The sequence below is a fragment of the Hymenobacter glacialis genome (assembly GCF_001816165.1).
GTDB classification, from domain to species: domain Bacteria; phylum Bacteroidota; class Bacteroidia; order Cytophagales; family Hymenobacteraceae; genus Hymenobacter; species Hymenobacter glacialis.
In genome coordinates this window covers 1-15,287 of record NZ_MDZC01000083.1, presented here as the reverse complement: position 1 = coordinate 15,287, position 15,287 = coordinate 1, and the positions used below count along the sequence as shown (strand labels likewise).

Sequence of the window (15,287 nt, the reverse complement as noted above, 5' to 3'; positions counted from 1 at the left end):
ATTCGGCCTGGGGCATTTTCGCTTAAAAGCTCAACTCTATTTGACTGGGCTCAAAGCCATGCACCAGCAACTAGCCCAATTCACCGCGTAACATCAGTTCAGTAATACTGATTACACACTTTCCCATGCTGACTTCACCTACTAGCGTCGCCCTATATTTAATGACTGAGAAGGGCTACGCAATACTTGAGCACTTAGTTAACAACTTTGATTACAAGATAATAAAGTATGTTGTAGGGGCAAGAGATAAAAATATTGAGAACGACTTTTACGAAGAAATAAAGACAGTATGTGCTCGATTTAATCTCCCATTTCTAGACCGCACTCAACAATCATTAATTTTGCCCACTACCGTGGCGCTAGCTATTTCGTGGCGTTGGCTTATTGCAGAAGCTAGCGGATTGGTAGTGATGCATGATAGTCTTTTGCCGCGTTACAGAGGCTTTGCACCACTAGTGAACAGCCTAATTAATGGCGAGTCAGAAATTGGGGTCACGGCATTATATGCCAATGCTGAGTTTGATCGGGGTGATGTAATAGCCCAAGCCTCGCAACCAATAAATTATCCTATTACCATTGCTCAAGCAATAACTCTGTCAGTACAATGCTATATCGAACTGGTAGAGCGCATCTGGCCGGTTTGGGTAGAGGGCCGTTCTCTACCAGCTCGACCTCAGAACGAGCAGCAGGCAAGTTATAGCCTATGGCGTGATGAGCAAGACTACTGCATCGATTGGCACCGTGATAGCCACTACTTACAGCGGTTTATAGATGCTTTAGGCTGGCCTTATAAGGGGGCGAAGGCATTGCTAAATGATAAACCAGTACGCATACTCGCTGTTGAATCCGAGCCTGAGGTTCACATTGAAAATAGAACACCAGGAAAAGTGCTTTTCATTAACCAGAATCAGCCAATAGTAGTATGTGGTACAGGCTTACTCAGACTAATCACAGTACTTGATGAAGCCAACGAGTCTGTTTTACCGCTTAAACAGTTTCGTTCCAGATTCTCTTGACAGATCCAGCCTTGTTCCTTCGATAGAGCCAGACCTTTGACCACTACTTATTTACTCATGCTACCTGCCATTCCTTTCAATAGGCCATACCTGTCGGGACCCGAAACCCAGTACATAGAAGAAGCCGTGCGTTCCGGCAAGATTTCAGGCGACGGGATTTTTACCAAGCGCTGCCACCAGTTCTTCGAGCAGCATATGGGAGTGCATAAGGCACTCCTGACCACCAGCTGCACTGATGCGCTTGAAATGGCTGCAATACTGCTCGATTTGCAGCCAGGTGATGAGGTGATTGTGCCTTCATACACCTTTGTAAGCACGCCAAATGCCTTTGTGCTGCGGGGTGCGAAAATTGTTTTTGCCGACAGTACCAAAGAAAATCCTAACATCGACGTGACGTCACTCGAAGAGCTCATTACGCCGCGCACCCGCGCCATCGTTCCGGTTCATTATGCTGGCATTGCATGTGATATGGATGCTATTCGAGCATTAGCCGACTCGCACGGGTTGGCAATAGTCGAAGATGCCGCTCAAGCCATTGACAGCTTTTACAAAGGGCGCCCTCTCGGTTCAATAGGAGAATTAGCTGCCTTTTCTTTCCATGAAACTAAAAACATTATCGCGGGTGAGGGTGGAATGCTGGTAATAAACGAGGCCCGCTACGCACAGCGCGCTGAAATTATTCGGGAAAAAGGGACAAACCGCTCCTCATTCTTCAGAGGAGAGGTTGATAAGTATGGGTGGGTGGACGTTGGGTCAAGCTTCTTGCCCTCCGATATTATTGCGGCCTTCCTATGGGCGCAGATAGAGCATATGGCTGACATACAGCATCGGCGCAAGGCTATCTGGCAACAGTATTATGAAGCATTTTCGTCTCTGACGCAATTAGGAGTCGGCTTACCAGTGATTCCGGACTATGCTACCAATAATGGGCATATGTTCTACTTGGTATGCCGGAGTTTGGACGAGCGCTCGGCACTGATTGACTATCTGCGCCAGAAGCAAATACTGCCTGTATTTCATTATCTATCTCTTCATAAGAGCCCATTTTATCAGAGCAAACATGATGGTCGTGCATTGCCTTGGGCAGACCATTATACAGACTGCCTAGTGCGGCTACCTCTTTATTATCAATTATATCCTGAATTACAGCAGCGAGTAATTGAGGCAGTTCACGAGTTTTACCAAAGAAGTTAACCGCATTTTTTGAATTACACACTTGTCTGACGTGCTACCAAACCTACACAAATTGAATAAACAACCAGTACTACAACCACAGGCACCTTCACAATTGCTGAACTGGCTTGTGGCATCGATAGTGATAGGATGTGCACTACTGACTATCTCAATTCTGATATGGAGTTTACCCCGTGGGTTTGACATTACAGATGAATCCTTTTATTTGCTTAGCTACAGATATCCAGATGAGTATGAAGCTAGTTTTTCCACTTTTCACTTACTGATTGCCAGAGGACTTGGACTTGTAGATTGTTCAGTGCTTACGTACCGCTGGCTGGGTGTACTCGCTAATTCTCTCGGAGCCGTAGCGTTTGCCTACAGTTTTGCCCGTTGGGAACGCACCGTTTCGCCTTATACAACTAGGCCTACGATAATTACGATCTGTTACATATTGCTGGGAAGCCTTCTGGCGTTCTCTATTTTTCCGCGGACGTTATCTTATAACAGCTTGAATACCTTATTACTATTGTTAGCAGTAGGCGCAGTATTGCAGGCATTGAGTAGCGGCCCAAAGGGGCGCTACTGGTTGCTGGTTGCTGGTGTTGCGGTCAGTTTGGATGTATTCGTCAAGCCTAGTACAGCATTTTTGATTGCGAGCAGCGGCATGTTGTTGGTGATCTGGAGCTGGCAGCGCCACGGAATAAAGGTGATAGTAAGCGCAGGGGTACTATTAGGCTTAGGCGTGGCGGCAGGATTGACATTCTATTTTATCAGAGTACAGTCCCCACTGGTTTGGTATCACAATTTTGTTCAGGAAACTTCTGTTATCAAAGCACACGGAGGGTATGGTATGAGGGATTTGCTACTATCTTATATAAAAGTAGCTGGCCAGACCATACTATTTATGCTTTATCCAATGGGACCAGTATTGCTACTGCTACTAGGCCTAACTTGGTGGTGGACACGCAAATCTCATTTATCTATTAATAAGCCGTACCCTGTAGTACTTGCTCTGTTAGTATTAGCTGTAGTATACACAGCTTGGCAAGCTTTTACGCGCCAGTGGTATGCGGATTCCTTTTCAAATGGATACCAGAGCCTACCCCTATTGCTGTTTCTATTGATACTAGCAGTTGGTATACTTGTAGTCCTGCCTGCTGTACAAGTAAACACCACTCATTCAAAAAGACCTTCTCAGTTAGTACCAGTCAGCATTTGGTTATTCAGTCTGCCCTTCTTAGCATCGTTGGGCACGATTAACGACCTACGGCTTAACCTATTAATTGATGTGGGCTCTTGGTTTGCGCTGTTATTGCTAATTAGCGGTATACAGGCGCGTTACTTACCAGTGTGGATAGTTAGTCTGTTGCTACTAGTGCCAGTGGGGTGGGCAGCGGGGCAGATTGCGTGGGGTACTCTCATTAACCCATACGGGTTGAAGCAACCTATGAGTAAGCAGACAGTGCCTTTGCGAACAGCCGGTTTCTCCACCACTTTGCTAGTTGACTCGGCTACTGCCACTTTCTTTACTCAGTTCACGCGCTTGCTAACACAAAATGGTTTCCATCCCGGCGACCCAATGATAACACTCTACGATGCGCCAGGCTTGGCATATGCCAGCGGGGGTATCTCGCCCGGAATGGGCTGGTATTTTTCCCATCGTGACGTTCGTAACTGTCACGGACTTGATGTAACAAAATTGGCAATTACCAAATCATATATAGTTACTACACAGCCCATAGGAGAGATTATGCAAAAATGTCTTAACGACAAAGGCGTGTACTTTCCAGAGTATTATCGGTTAGTAGGTTCGCTTTCTAGTCCACATTATTCTCAGGTAAACATCTATGCACCAATACAGGCAGTTCCCTAATAAAAGATGGGTACTCTGAGGTGGTCTAGGTAAAACGGACAGCGAGAAGTCTTAACTTCCGCTGCTCATGACTGAAAAATCAAATTTTGGAGGAGGTCCCTCCACTCGCAAGAAATACACGCCAGCGTTCAAAGCCAAGTGCGTGTAGTACTCCCCAAAATTTGGACAGTCAAAGCGGGCTAGCTTAGCCCGATTATGACCCCAAAACGCTCCCGCCGTCGCTATACGGCCGAGTTCAAAGCTGAGGTGGCGCTGGCCGCGCTCACCGAGCACCAACCGCTGGCTGAGTTGGCCGCCCATTACCAGCTGTCCACCACCCAAATCACGCGCTGGAAGCTGCAGTTGCGGGAACAAGCCGCGCAGGTCTTTGCCGAAACGCCTGCTTCCGGCGCGGTCGTAGCCGACGTGGAGCCCTTGTACGCAGCCATCGGCCGGCTGCAAGTGGAAAATGCGCTGCTAAAAAAACGCTGGGCCCATGTCGGTAGTCCAGCAACGGGGCCTGGTGGCCCACGCCGACCCGGCCAGCTCGGTGCAGACCCGCTGCCAGGCCCTGGGCCTGGCGCGCAGCAGCTTTTACTACCAGCCCTGCGGGGAAAGCGCCTACAATCTGGAACTCATGCGCCTGCTGGATGAGGAGTTTACCAACCATGATTTCAAGGGCGTGCTGGGCCTGCGCGACCACCTGCGCCTGGCCGACCACCTCGTCAACGAAAAGCGCGTGCGCCGCCTCGTGCGCCACGAGCCGGTCTATCCCAAACCACGCTTATCGGTGCCGGGGCAGGGCACCACGCCTTATCCCTACCTGCTATGGGACCGCCCGGCCACTGCTCCGAATGAGGTGTGGAGCACCGATATTACCTACATTCCCATGGCCAAGGGCTTCCTCTACCTAGTTGCCGTACTCGATTGGCATGCCCGCTACGTGCTGAGCTGGGAGCTGAGCAACACGCTCGACGTGGGCTTATGTCTGCAAGCCCTGGCCGACGCGCTGCGACACGCCCCAGCCCCGCACATCTTCAATTCCGACTAGGGCAGTCAGTTTACCTCTCTGGCCTACGAGCAGGCCCTGCTACAAGCCGGCTGCCGCATCAGCCGCATCAGCCGCGACGGCCGGGGCCGCGCCACCGACAACGCCTTCATCGAACGCCTCTGGCGCACGGTCAAATGGGAGCACATTGAGGTGGTCCGATTATGCTGGACAGTTTAGGGCAGTGGTTTGAAGGAGTTGTTGATGAGCGTGATAGGGCAGTTGATAGCCGATGCTGGAGTGCAGGCGGTGGTGATTGTAGTAGTCAAAATAGTCGGCGACGCTTTGCTGGGCATCGGCCAGGTCGGCAAAAACGGGCCATTCGCGGAGTTCAAGTACCTCCGTTTTGAGGCGTGACCAGAGGCTCTCGGCCTGGGCGTTGTCGTAGCAGTCGCCGCGGCGGCTTTGCGAGCGCAGGGCCTCGTGGTCGCGGAGCAGGGCGCGGTAGGCGTTACCGCCGTACTGCCCGCCGCGGTCGGAATGCACGACGAGGCCGGACGTGGGCGGTTGGGAAAGAAAGCCCCGTTGCAAGGCGATGGTGACCAGTTCTTCGGGCACGGTGGCCATCACGTGCCAGCCCACGACACGCTTGCTGGCCATGTCCTGAAAGGCGCACAAGTAGGCACAGTGGCCGTCAGCAAGCGGCAAATACGTGATGTCCGAGACCCACACCTGGTTGGCCTGGGTGGGTTTGGGCTGGTCGAGCAAGCGGTTGGGCGCGCACCGTAGCCCGTGGGTCGAGTCGGTGGTGCGCGGGGTGTAGGCCTTCGGCTGGAGGGCGTGCAGGCCCCGGCGGCGCATGGCCGTGCGCAGGCGCTGGCGGCCCACCCGGTGGCCTTTTTCGCGCAAGGCCACCCGCAGCCGGCGGGTGCCGTAGCGGCGTTTATGCACCCCAAACACCTTCACCAAGGCAGTTTCCCAGGTCGGCGTTTCGCTGACCACCGCCCTACCGGGGCACCCCCGCTGCTGGCCGGCCGGCCAAGCGTAATAGCCGCTGGCGGGCACGCCCAGCACCTGGCAGAGCCGCCGCACGGGGTAGTGGCCGCGCTCGGCAGCGATGAAGCGGTAGCGGCTCATGCTCATGGGGTCTCGGTCTGCGAGAAGATGGCAATGGCTTTTTTTAAAATGGCCAGTTCCTGCGCTTGCCGTCGGGCCAGGGCCCGCAGCTGGCGCAACTCGGCCGCCGTATCGGAGTCCAGGGCTGCGCCCAACGCGGCCGCTACGGGCGTTTGGGCGGCTTTTTGCCACTGGTAGATGCGCTTGGGGTCGATGTTCAACGCCCGGGCAGCTGCTTGAGCCGAACGGCTTTGCTCAGCCAAGCGCAAGGCTTCGGCGCGGAAGGCCGCATCATACTTGCGGCGTTTGTCGGGTTTTGGTGTGTCTTTCATGACGAAGGAAAGATACCACCCTGTTCTGTCCAGATTAACTAGACCACCTCACATCTACCTCAACCCCGCCGACGATGGCCACCACCTGCATCGCCAATTACAGGCGTACTTTGCCTACTACGACCACCACCGACCGCACCAAAGCCTGTGCGGCCAAACACCCGCCCAGGTCTTCGCCCAACCTTCATTCATCCAAGCATAACCATATTACTTAACAACCCCCGCTAAACTGTCCAGTTTTTGGGGAGTAGTACAATCAAATATACGGCTTCATTCTCAACTCAGGAATATACATCACGCACCACGTACAACGGCCGCTTGCGCGCCGCATCCAGCCCGCGCCACACGTACTCGCCAATAACGCCCAGGGCCACCATCTGGAAGGCCGACACGAAGAGCATGACCACCATGAGCGTGGTCCAGCCGGCGGGCTCGTCGGGGCGGGCTACTTTAAGGGCTATCACGTAGAGGCCGTAGAGCAACGCCACGAACCCCAGCCCTAGGCCCAGCACGGAGATGGCCCGAATGGGCACGAAGGAAAACGCCAGCAGCGAATCGACCAGCAGCTTGATTTTCTTGCTAAGCGTCCAGCGCGACTTGCCAATTTCGCGCTTGCGGCGTATGTAGGGGATGTTTACGTAGGCGAAGCCCAACCACACCATGAGGTAGAACACGTTGGAGTTGCGCTCGTGCAGCCTCAGTACCTCGGTGGCTACTTGGCGGTCGAAGAATACGAAATCGAACCCGCCGTCGGGGATGTTACGCAGGGCCAAGTTCTTCATCAACCAATGAAACAGCTTGGCCATGGCCACGGCCAGGCCGATGTCTTCCCGGTCCTGGCGGTTGCCGATGACCAGCTTGTAGCCCTGCTGCCAGTGGGCGTACATCTGCACCATCAGTTCGGGGGGATCCTGCAGGTCAGCGGTGATGACGGCCAGGCAGTCGCCGGTGGCATGGGCCATGCCGGCCACGATGGCGTTGTAGGAACCCACGTTGCCGGTCAGATCCACAATGTGGATGCGGCCGGGGTACAGGGCCTGTGCCCGGAGCAGCGCCCCTAGGGTGTCGTCGCCCGAGCCGTCGTTCACAAACACGTACTCGAACGTGACTTCGGGCGGAAAATTTGCCTCGTTCGCCACCAGTTCGCGGGTCGTCACCGGAATGTTATCTTCGTTGAAGTAGCAGGGAACAATGACGGAGAGCTTAGGCATGGATGGGATGGGATGGTATGTAACTGCTAATATGCAGCGGGTACCGTCTTCTCAGTTCACCTCACGGCACCCCTTTGGGGCATAGCCCCCTCTCCAAAAAAGAGGGGGGACTAGCTATAGTATAGAACTTTATAAGCTAGAACTATAAAACCAATCCCCCCTCTTTTTTGGAGAGGGGGCTATGCCCCAAAGGGGTGCCGTGAGGTGAACTAAGAGAGCAACGCTTAATGTATAATTTCAGAAAAACCTTAAAAACTCTGAATAACATCGGCTACGGTGGCTACGTGCGTCTCGGTCATGCCTGGCCACATGGGTAGGCTCAGGCAGGTATTGGCCAGCTCTTCGGCAATGGGAAAGCTGCCGGGGGCTAACCCTAGCGCCTGATAGGCCTGCTGTAAGTGGGCCGGCACCGGGTAATGAATCATCGTGCCGATGCCTTGGGTGGTGAGGTGCTGCTGCAGGGCGGCGCGCTGGGGCGTATGCACCACGTATAGATGGTAGACGTGGGTGGCCCCGTCGGCCACGGCGGGCAGGCGCAGGTCGACGATACCGGCCAAGTGCTGGTCGTACCAAGCGGCTACCTGCTGGCGCTGGCGCGTCCACCCCGGCAGGTGCGGCAGCTTCACGCGGAGCAGGGCAGCCTGGAGCTCGTCGAGGCGGGAGTTGTAGCCCACCACTTCGTTGTAGTATTTCTGCTGTGAGCCGTAATTACGCAGCACCTGCACATTGTGGGCCAGGCGGGCATCGTTGGTGGTCACGGCTCCGGCGTCTCCCAAGGCCCCCAGGTTTTTGCCGGGGTAGAAGCTGGTACCATTCACGTGCCCGAAGCTACCAGTGACCCCGCCGGCGAAGGTCGCCCCCTGCGCCTGGGCATTGTCCTCGACCACGTACAGATTGTGCTGCGCGGCCAGGGCCATAATTTCCGTCATGCGGCAGGCCTGCCCGTAGAGGTGCACCGGCATAATGGCACGGGTGCAGGGCGTGAGGGCGGCCGCGATGAGGGCCGGGTCGAGGTTGCTGGTAACGGGGTCGGGCTCAACGGGCACGGGCGTGGCCCCTACCTGCGTCACGGCCAGCCAGGTAGCAATGTAGGTGTTGGAGGGCACGATTACTTCATCGCCGGGGCCCACGCCCAGCACGCGCAGGGCCAGCACCAGCGCATCTAGGCCATTGGCCACTCCTACGGTGTGCGCGACTTGGTTGAAAGCGGCATACTCCTGCTCAAACTGTTTTACTTCCTCGCCCAGCACGTACCGATAGGAGTTATAGACGCGGCTGAAAGTAGCCGTCATGTCGTCGCATAGGAGAGCGTGCTGGGGCTCGAAAGATAAAAAAGGAATGTTCATCGGTATAAAAGTAAAAAGAGCAGCTTGAGTTAACGCGAATGGCAGGCCAGTACGTGGCTGGTGGCCCCCAGCCGGAAGCCCAGCTTTTCGCAGGACCGGAACACGGCGTGGTTGGTGGCCTGGGTGGTCATCAGTACGGCTTCGTGCCCTAACTCTTTGGCCCGATGCACCGCTTCCGCCATCAGCTTTACGTGCCAGCCTCGGTTGGCCGGGCCAACGGCCGTGAGCAGCACGCGCGACAGCGCCGTATCCAGGGCCTGCGCGTCGTGCGCCAGGTCGCTGATAGCCAGAAAGGAATCGACCGGCAGGTCGGGCTGGTTAGGTACAAGCACCACATCGGCTAGGCCGGCCGTGACGGTATTTTCGGCGTAGCGGGCCAGATAGGCATCGGCGCGGGCTTCGCCAAACCACGGGTCGGCATGAAACCGGTCGTACACGTTACGGGCCGTAGCCGCCATTTGACCGACGCGCCCCACCTCCCCTTCCGTAGCCGGGCGCACCGGATAGCGGGGATAGTCAAAAGCCGGGAGCTGGTCGCGGTAATACGTCAGGCGGGTTTCTACCAGCTGCCAGCCGGCCCCGGTGAGTCCTTGGCATAAGCGGATATCCTCGGCAGGCACCACGCTGAACGCGTAAAACGCTTCGTGCCGAGCCACCAGCTGCGCCCGCAGGTCGGTGGCGGCCTGCGTGAACTGGGCCGGCGTCGCGGCCCCGTCGAAAAGCCCGGTAAAAAGCCGATACATGGGGGTACCGAAGTACTCGGAGTCCCACGGCAGCTGGTTGAGCAGCCACGCTACTTCCGCCGGACCAGTTGAGGACCGAACAACTTCGGTCCCAGCATCCTGCCCCCAGGCGGCAGCGACACCGGTCCCGAATAATGCCTGTTGCCGCTCCAGCGCGAGCTGTCGCAGAAAGTAATAGGGCGAATAATAAGCCAGCTCAGTTCGTCGGGCCGCTACCAGCCGGCTCAGGGTTTCGGTGCCCATTGCTGACGAAACGCTTGGTAGTCACGGATATAATCATCCTCCGCATAGGTCCGCGAGGCCAGTGCGAGTTGCACCGCCGTGTGCGAGTACTGCATGGTGTGCCAAGCACAGGGCGGCACGTACAAGCCCACGTTGGGGTCTTCGAGGCGGAAGAGCTGAATATTCCCATCGGCCGTTTCCGTGGTGACGATGATACGGCCGGCCACGGCAACCAATACCTGCTCGGTGCGGTGATGGGCGTGACGGCCCCGCACGATGCTTTCCGGGGTGTAGTACGTCCAAAAAACCCGCTGCACCGAGAAGGGCAGCGGGTCCTTGTCGTTTTCGCCTACGGAAATGTAGCCAATACCCGGCACCCCCAGCTTGGGGAAATCGATAAGATGTGGAGCAGGATAATCGGCCATCGAAGATTATTGAACGTGTTGTTTTAAATACTCCTGCAAACGGCTCAGTCCTTCGGCACGGTCCGCCTTAGGCTTCCGTAGACAACTCATTCACTTGTCTGTCCCTAAGGCTTCAAAATAACATTCTTTCATTTTGCAAACAATTCATTCCGGCACTCGCCCCGCCGCGTAGTTTCAGAGTACAAGTTAGTTGCGCCGTGGCTCCACTGTAGCCGGACAGTAGCTGAACCCAGTCTAGACCGTAGTCGTGGTAGGGTCAACCTCACTGCCCTAGTCTGGGTTTTCTCCTAAAACCAAACAAGCGACGGACTGGCAGAATCTATGATTTTACCGATCCGCCGCTTTTTTAGTCTAGTCTATCCCGTAGGAACTTTGCTATTACTCCACTGCAAAGGTAATAAGCCTGCCGTGATATACCGCAACAATTGCCTGACGCTCATCTCCCACTATTCTTAAGGAAAGGGGGCGGGGATAGAGCCGTTATGTTCTGCGGTTAGGAGGGTGAGATTTCGCCAGTACGTTTCTTCACGTGCTCCTTGAAATATTCCAGCGTGCGGCGTAGCCCCTCGGCGCGGTCTACCTTGGGTTCCCAGCCCAAGATTTCCCGGGCTTTGGTGATGTCGGGTTTGCGTTTCATGGGGTCGTTTTCGGGCAGGGCCTGAAAGGTGGGTTTGAATTCGACGCCGGTGAGACGGGCAATTTCTTCCCCGAACTCCTTGATAGTGATTTCATCAGGGTTGCCAATGTTCACGGGCAAGGCGTAGTCGCTGAGCAGCAGACGGTAAATCCCCTCCACCAAGTCGTCTACGTAGCAAAACGAGCGGGTCTGCATGCCATCGCCGAACACGGTCAGGTTCTCGCCGCGCAGGGCCTGCGAGAGGAACGCCGGCAGCACGCGGCCGTCGTCGAGGCGCATGCGGGGGCCATAGGTGTTGAAGATGCGAATGATGCGCGTTTCCAAGCCGTGGTGGTTGTGGTAAGCCATGGTGATGGCTTCCTGGAAGCGCTTGGCTTCATCGTAGCAGCCACGGGGCCCCACCGGATTCACGTTGCCGTAGTACTCTTCTACCTGCGGGTGAACCTCGGGGTCGCCGTACACTTCGGAAGTGCTGGCGATGAGCATGCGGGCCCCTTTCACCCGAGCCAGGCCTAGCAGGTTGTGCGTGCCCAGCGAGCCCACTTTCAGGGTCTGAATGGGAATTTTGAGGTAGTCAATCGGCGAGGCCGGCGAGGCGAAATGCAGGATGTAATCGAGCTTACCGGGCACGAACACGAACTTGCTCACGTCGGCGTGGTGAAACTCAAAGTCCTTGTTGCCAAACAGGTGTTCGATGTTCTGGAGCGAACCTGTAATCAGGTTGTCCATGGCAATGACGTGGTAGCCCTCGGCCAGAAACCGGTCGCAGAGGTGCGAGCCCAGAAAACCAGCTCCGCCGGTGATGAGGACGCGTTTTTTATCGGTTGTAGTATCGTTCATACGTTTATTTTGTCATCCTGAGGGCAGCGAAGGACCTCATCAGGTCCGCGCCGCTAGGGTAAGTAGTAATCCTATGTAGGGGCAGCCGTGATGAGGCTCTTCGCTGCACCCAGAATGACAAGTTTGGGGTTAAGCAGGCTCCTTGTGGTCGGTTTTGACGCCGATGCAGTGATAGGCAAAGCCCAGGCTTTTCAGTTCGCTGGCTTCGTAGATGTTGCGGCCGTCAAAAACGACTTTTTGCTTCATCAGGCGGCCCACTACCTCAAAATTCGGGGCCCGAAACTCGGGCCATTCCGTGACGATAAGCAGGGCGTCAGCGTCGATTAGGGCGGCAAATTCGTCTTTGGCGTACGTAATGCTGTCGCCGAGCGAGTGCTTGGCTTCGGGCATGGCCACCGGGTCGTAAGCCGTCACGGTGCAGCCGGCGGCCAGCATCTTTTCAATGATAACCAACGAGGGTGCCTCCCGCATATCGTCGGTCTTGGGCTTGAAAGAAAGCCCCCACACGGCTATTTTTAGGCCGCGCAACTCTCCGGCGAAGTGCCGGCTCACCTTATCGAAAAGCACCGACTTCTGCTGCTCGTTCACGCTTTCAACGGCCTGTAGCACCTGCATCTGGTAGCCGTGTTCCTGAGCGGTTTTGATAAGCGCTTTCACGTCCTTGGGGAAGCAGGAGCCGCCGTAGCCGATGCCGGGGTAGATAAACTTGGTGCCAATCCGGGCATCGGAGCCGATGCCCTGGCGCACCTTGTTCACGTCAGCGCCCATGATTTCGCAGAGGTTGGCCACGTCGTTCATGAAGCTTATTTTGGTGGCCAGCATGGAATTGGCCGCATATTTCGTCATCTCTGCAGATGGGATGTCCATGAAGATGATGGGATGGCCGTTGAGCAGGAACGGCTTGTAGAGCTTGGTCATCACCTCTTCGGCGCGCTCCGAAGCCACGCCCACCACGATGCGGTCGGGCTTCAGAAAGTCGTCAATGGCGGCACCTTCTTTTAGGAACTCAGGGTTTGAGGCTACATCGAACTCGATGTTAACCCCGCGCTTTTCCAAGGCTTTTTCAATTTCGGTGCGAACTTTGGCCGCGGTGCCCACGGGCACGGTGCTCTTGGTCACGATGACGCCGTAGCTGTTCATGTGCTCCCCAATGCCGCGGGCCACGGCCAGCACGTACTTCAGGTCGGCGGAGCCATCCTCGCCGGGCGGAGTGCCTACCGCGATAAACGCAACGTCGCAGTCTTTAATGGCTGTGGCCAAACTCGTGGAGAACTGCAGCCGGCCTTTTTCCACGTTGCGGGTCACCATTTCCTCCAAGCCGGGCTCGTAGATAGGCAGAATGCCCTGGTGAAGGTTGTCAATCTTTTTCTGATCGATATCGACGCAGACTACTTCAATGCCTACTTCGGCAAAACAAGTCCCGGTTACCAAACCGACGTAGCCGGTACCTACAATTGCTATTTTCATAAAATTAATGCTCCTGATATTTCGTTAGGACGAGAGGGCAAATTTAGCCCTTAAAGATTTACTTCGGCGAAGCACTTCTCAGCAGGCCATTTTGCATTTTTAGCTTCGCCGACTTAAGCAGCTTAAAAACAAAAGTATAAATTAAATTACTGAGCCCGAATTATTCGAAAATCAATTGCTTGGGTCTGTAGCAGTTCGCGCTCAGCTGGGTTGTGGCCCTCGAATTGATACGGCCGGTATTTCATAAAATACGGCACTACAGTTGCTGCATCGCCCGCTTCAGGCTGGATCTGATAGCACGCCACAGGTAGCAGATAAGCAAAGTTTATCAGCTTGTAATGAGGTTGCTCGTCCGTGCGCTGGTCGCGGTCTGGTGGCCCGAACACCCTGTAGTACACCAAGTTCTGCGTGCAGCCGGTCGTTTCGATGCCTGCTATTTGCCGGACGTCGTGGATGCCATGCGCGTACACTACATCGGCCGGTTATTCAACGGTGCGGTAGGCGGGAGCGAAGGTACCAAAGCGCCACAAGCCCAAAGCGCTTAGTCCTAGCAACCAGTAGTTCTGCGGATAATACTTCGTAATTCTTAGCAAAACCACCAAACCTCCCATCACAACGAAAGGCACGAATAAGTGGATAATCCGGCCGTAAAACACCAGCTTGTGCGCAAACTGCACTGCAACGGCGTAGCCCATCCACCCCAAAAAAACCAGAACCAATAGCGCCGCAAGCGGCAACTGCGCGTCGGACCTGTATTCACGCCGGACAAGAGATACCCAGGCCATTCTCGCACACAAAATCAGTCCGACGACAGACAAAGCCAGAAGCATCGCCCCAAACCATCATTCTACTTCCCAGAAATAAGTGGCGATGAAGCTAAATCCTTCGTCGAAACTGCCTTGAGTGACGGTGGTGGCAATATAGCGGCTACTGGCGAGGTAAGAAGTATCCGAGAGCCGGGCCAGCAGCTCAAACGTGACCAGCACCGCAACCAGCCCCGCCAGCAGGCTCACTACCGGTTTGAGGCGCCTCATGAGGGGTTTTTCCTCGCGGCCCTCGGGCACCAAGCTTAATGCTAACGACAAGCCTAGCAATACCAGCGGACCCAGAAAATACCCCGGGTACACCGCATAGCTAACGCCGGCCAGGATGCCCGACCACCAGTGCCGCCGCGTGGTTCCGGCATCGGTCGGGGCCAGCAGGCCGCTTAGCGCCAGCAGGAAGAAAAACAGCGAATGGTCGTAAGGCAGGATGTGCCGCAAATACACGTTGGTATTCACCAACCCGGAATAGAGAACAATGCCCACCAGTGAGATATTCGCACTGAAAAACCGGCGATAGATGCGGTACAGTAACAAAGCGTTCAGACCCATGATGAGCACATTGAACGCCTGGGGCACCTGCAGCGATGGCGGTGAGTTAGGGTTCAGCTTGAACAGTAACAGGAGCACCGCCTGACCCAGACCCGAAATGGCGCGCCACAGACCATCACCCGGCCGGCGCCCATGGAGTTGATGGCCTGCAGGAATTCCTGCACGTGCCCCTCCCCTAGTGCCCGCAAACCCAGCATGGCAGTCACGTAGCGCTGCTCGTCCACAAACGCCATGGTGCCCTTACCTATCAGGCTGAGCCGTGCCAGCGTAATGGCCAGCACGCCTCCCAACAGCGCCAATCGGGAAATCGAAAATTGCCGCCCAAACAAAGAGAAGCCTGCCGACGGCCCCAGCGCAGCCAACCTTTCCAATTTATAATTGAAGCTGTTTAGGAAGTAGCCAGCAGCGCGCAAAACAGAAAAGACTTCCAAAAAAGCGGGAAATTTGAGGTGCGACCCATCTCCTTTCCCTCCCTCATGGAAGTCCTGACCAAAGATATGATTACCCGCTGGATATTGCCCCACCTGCCCGCCCGCACGGGTG

The 15,287-nt window shown here is 55.4% G+C and carries 16 protein-coding genes and 1 pseudogene; 6 read left to right on the top strand and 11 right to left on the bottom strand.

Annotated features, from left to right (window positions below):
- Positions 1-125: 125 nt before the first annotated feature.
- The 5 genes and pseudogenes from BEN48_RS18255 to BEN48_RS13380 all read left to right on the top strand — a co-directional run bounded on the left by BEN48_RS18255 (position 126) and on the right by BEN48_RS13380 (position 5,095).
- A complete protein-coding gene (locus BEN48_RS18255) occupies positions 126-1,016 on the top strand; it encodes a methionyl-tRNA formyltransferase (RefSeq protein WP_083321057.1) in 891 nt (296 codons plus the stop codon).
- Positions 1,017-1,073: 57 nt separating this feature from the next.
- Positions 1,074-2,210 carry a dTDP-4-amino-4,6-dideoxygalactose transaminase gene (gene rffA, locus BEN48_RS13390; RefSeq protein WP_070735436.1) on the top strand — a complete coding sequence of 379 codons (1,137 nt, stop codon included), beginning with the start codon at positions 1,074-1,076 and terminating at the stop codon, positions 2,208-2,210.
- 22 nt (positions 2,211-2,232) lie between these two features.
- Entirely contained in the window at positions 2,233-4,065 is a 1,833-nt protein-coding gene (locus BEN48_RS18830) for a hypothetical protein (RefSeq protein ID WP_206599862.1), read from the top strand.
- A gap of 195 nt (positions 4,066-4,260) precedes the next feature.
- Positions 4,261-4,521, top strand: a pseudogene (locus tag BEN48_RS20220) (transposase); the annotation flags it as partial.
- A gap of 19 nt (positions 4,522-4,540) precedes the next feature.
- The gene (locus BEN48_RS13380) at positions 4,541-5,095 is read left to right on the top strand and encodes a DDE-type integrase/transposase/recombinase (protein WP_070735434.1); all 555 of its coding nucleotides are present in this window, start codon (positions 4,541-4,543) and stop codon (positions 5,093-5,095) included.
- 159 nt (positions 5,096-5,254) lie between these two features.
- Here BEN48_RS13380 and BEN48_RS13375 read toward each other — a convergent pair whose 3' ends face one another.
- Together BEN48_RS13375 and BEN48_RS13370 are read right to left on the bottom strand one after the other, a co-directional pair.
- On the bottom strand, positions 5,255-6,169 hold the full coding sequence (locus BEN48_RS13375; RefSeq protein ID WP_070735437.1) for an IS3 family transposase: 915 nt from the start codon (positions 6,167-6,169) through the stop codon (positions 5,255-5,257).
- A gap of 2 nt (positions 6,170-6,171) precedes the next feature.
- Positions 6,172-6,480, bottom strand: a complete 309-nt coding sequence (locus BEN48_RS13370; RefSeq protein ID WP_070735433.1) for a transposase — start codon at positions 6,478-6,480, stop codon at positions 6,172-6,174.
- On the opposite strand from BEN48_RS13370, the gene BEN48_RS20215 reads away from it, so the two are divergent.
- Positions 6,479-6,682 (top strand): integrase core domain-containing protein, encoded by a 204-nt coding sequence (locus BEN48_RS20215; protein ID WP_125932644.1) that lies wholly within the window; start codon positions 6,479-6,481, stop codon positions 6,680-6,682. The genes BEN48_RS13370 and BEN48_RS20215 overlap by 2 nt on opposite strands.
- A 79-nt stretch (positions 6,683-6,761) precedes the next feature.
- Here the strand turns inward: BEN48_RS20215 and BEN48_RS13365 are convergent, their stop codons facing one another.
- The 9 genes from BEN48_RS13365 to BEN48_RS19180 all read right to left on the bottom strand — a co-directional run.
- Positions 6,762-7,691: a glycosyltransferase family 2 protein gene (locus BEN48_RS13365; protein ID WP_070735432.1), complete on the bottom strand. Its 930-nt coding sequence runs from the start codon at positions 7,689-7,691 to the stop codon at positions 6,762-6,764.
- Positions 7,692-7,939: 248 nt separating this feature from the next.
- Complete coding sequence (locus BEN48_RS13360) at positions 7,940-9,037, bottom strand: DegT/DnrJ/EryC1/StrS family aminotransferase (RefSeq protein ID WP_070735431.1); 1,098 nt, start codon at positions 9,035-9,037, stop codon at positions 7,940-7,942.
- A 29-nt stretch (positions 9,038-9,066) separates the two neighbouring features.
- Complete coding sequence (locus BEN48_RS13355) at positions 9,067-10,023, bottom strand: GNAT family protein (protein ID WP_125932643.1); 957 nt, start codon at positions 10,021-10,023, stop codon at positions 9,067-9,069.
- On the bottom strand, positions 10,005-10,427 hold the full coding sequence (locus tag BEN48_RS13350) for a sugar 3,4-ketoisomerase (protein ID WP_070735429.1): 423 nt from the start codon (positions 10,425-10,427) through the stop codon (positions 10,005-10,007). Before BEN48_RS13350 ends, BEN48_RS13355 begins: the two co-directional genes overlap by 19 nt.
- Positions 10,428-10,920: 493 nt before the next feature.
- Entirely contained in the window at positions 10,921-11,904 is a 984-nt protein-coding gene (locus BEN48_RS13345) for a UDP-glucuronic acid decarboxylase family protein (RefSeq protein ID WP_070735428.1), read from the bottom strand.
- Positions 11,905-12,033: 129 nt separating this feature from the next.
- A complete protein-coding gene (locus BEN48_RS13340) occupies positions 12,034-13,371 on the bottom strand; it encodes a UDP-glucose dehydrogenase family protein (RefSeq protein WP_070735427.1) in 1,338 nt (445 codons plus the stop codon).
- A 482-nt stretch (positions 13,372-13,853) separates the two neighbouring features.
- Complete coding sequence (locus BEN48_RS13330) at positions 13,854-14,156, bottom strand: hypothetical protein (RefSeq protein ID WP_125932642.1); 303 nt, start codon at positions 14,154-14,156, stop codon at positions 13,854-13,856.
- Between the two features lie 57 nt (positions 14,157-14,213).
- Positions 14,214-14,822 (bottom strand): glycosyltransferase family 39 protein, encoded by a 609-nt coding sequence (locus BEN48_RS13325; RefSeq protein ID WP_070735424.1) that lies wholly within the window; start codon positions 14,820-14,822, stop codon positions 14,214-14,216.
- A partial coding sequence (locus tag BEN48_RS19180) for a hypothetical protein (protein ID WP_158010189.1) occupies positions 14,798-15,287 on the bottom strand: 490 nt, incomplete at its 5' end. The genes BEN48_RS19180 and BEN48_RS13325, both read right to left, overlap by 25 nt.

Excerpts from the sequence above, each read along its gene's own strand:
- BEN48_RS18255 (WP_083321057.1), top strand. The coding sequence starts at position 126 with ATGCTGACTTCACCTACTAGCGTCGCCCTATATTTAATGACTGAGAAG.
- BEN48_RS13380 (WP_070735434.1), top strand. The coding sequence starts at position 4,541 with ATGTCGGTAGTCCAGCAACGGGGCCTGGTGGCCCACGCCGACCCGGCC.
- BEN48_RS13360 (WP_070735431.1), bottom strand. The coding sequence starts at position 9,037 with ATGAACATTCCTTTTTTATCTTTCGAGCCCCAGCACGCTCTCCTATGC.
- BEN48_RS13365 (WP_070735432.1), bottom strand. The coding sequence starts at position 7,691 with ATGCCTAAGCTCTCCGTCATTGTTCCCTGCTACTTCAACGAAGATAAC.
- BEN48_RS13345 (WP_070735428.1), bottom strand. The coding sequence starts at position 11,904 with ATGAACGATACTACAACCGATAAAAAACGCGTCCTCATCACCGGCGGA.
- BEN48_RS13340 (WP_070735427.1), bottom strand. The coding sequence starts at position 13,371 with ATGAAAATAGCAATTGTAGGTACCGGCTACGTCGGTTTGGTAACCGGG.
- BEN48_RS20215 (WP_125932644.1), top strand. The coding sequence starts at position 6,479 with ATGACGAAGGAAAGATACCACCCTGTTCTGTCCAGATTAACTAGACCA.
- BEN48_RS13375 (WP_070735437.1), bottom strand. The coding sequence starts at position 6,169 with ATGAGCCGCTACCGCTTCATCGCTGCCGAGCGCGGCCACTACCCCGTG.
- BEN48_RS13370 (WP_070735433.1), bottom strand. The coding sequence starts at position 6,480 with ATGAAAGACACACCAAAACCCGACAAACGCCGCAAGTATGATGCGGCC.
- BEN48_RS13350 (WP_070735429.1), bottom strand. The coding sequence starts at position 10,427 with ATGGCCGATTATCCTGCTCCACATCTTATCGATTTCCCCAAGCTGGGG.
- rffA (WP_070735436.1), top strand. The coding sequence starts at position 1,074 with ATGCTACCTGCCATTCCTTTCAATAGGCCATACCTGTCGGGACCCGAA.
- BEN48_RS13355 (WP_125932643.1), bottom strand. The coding sequence starts at position 10,023 with ATGGGCACCGAAACCCTGAGCCGGCTGGTAGCGGCCCGACGAACTGAG.
- BEN48_RS13330 (WP_125932642.1), bottom strand. The coding sequence starts at position 14,156 with ATGGCCTGGGTATCTCTTGTCCGGCGTGAATACAGGTCCGACGCGCAG.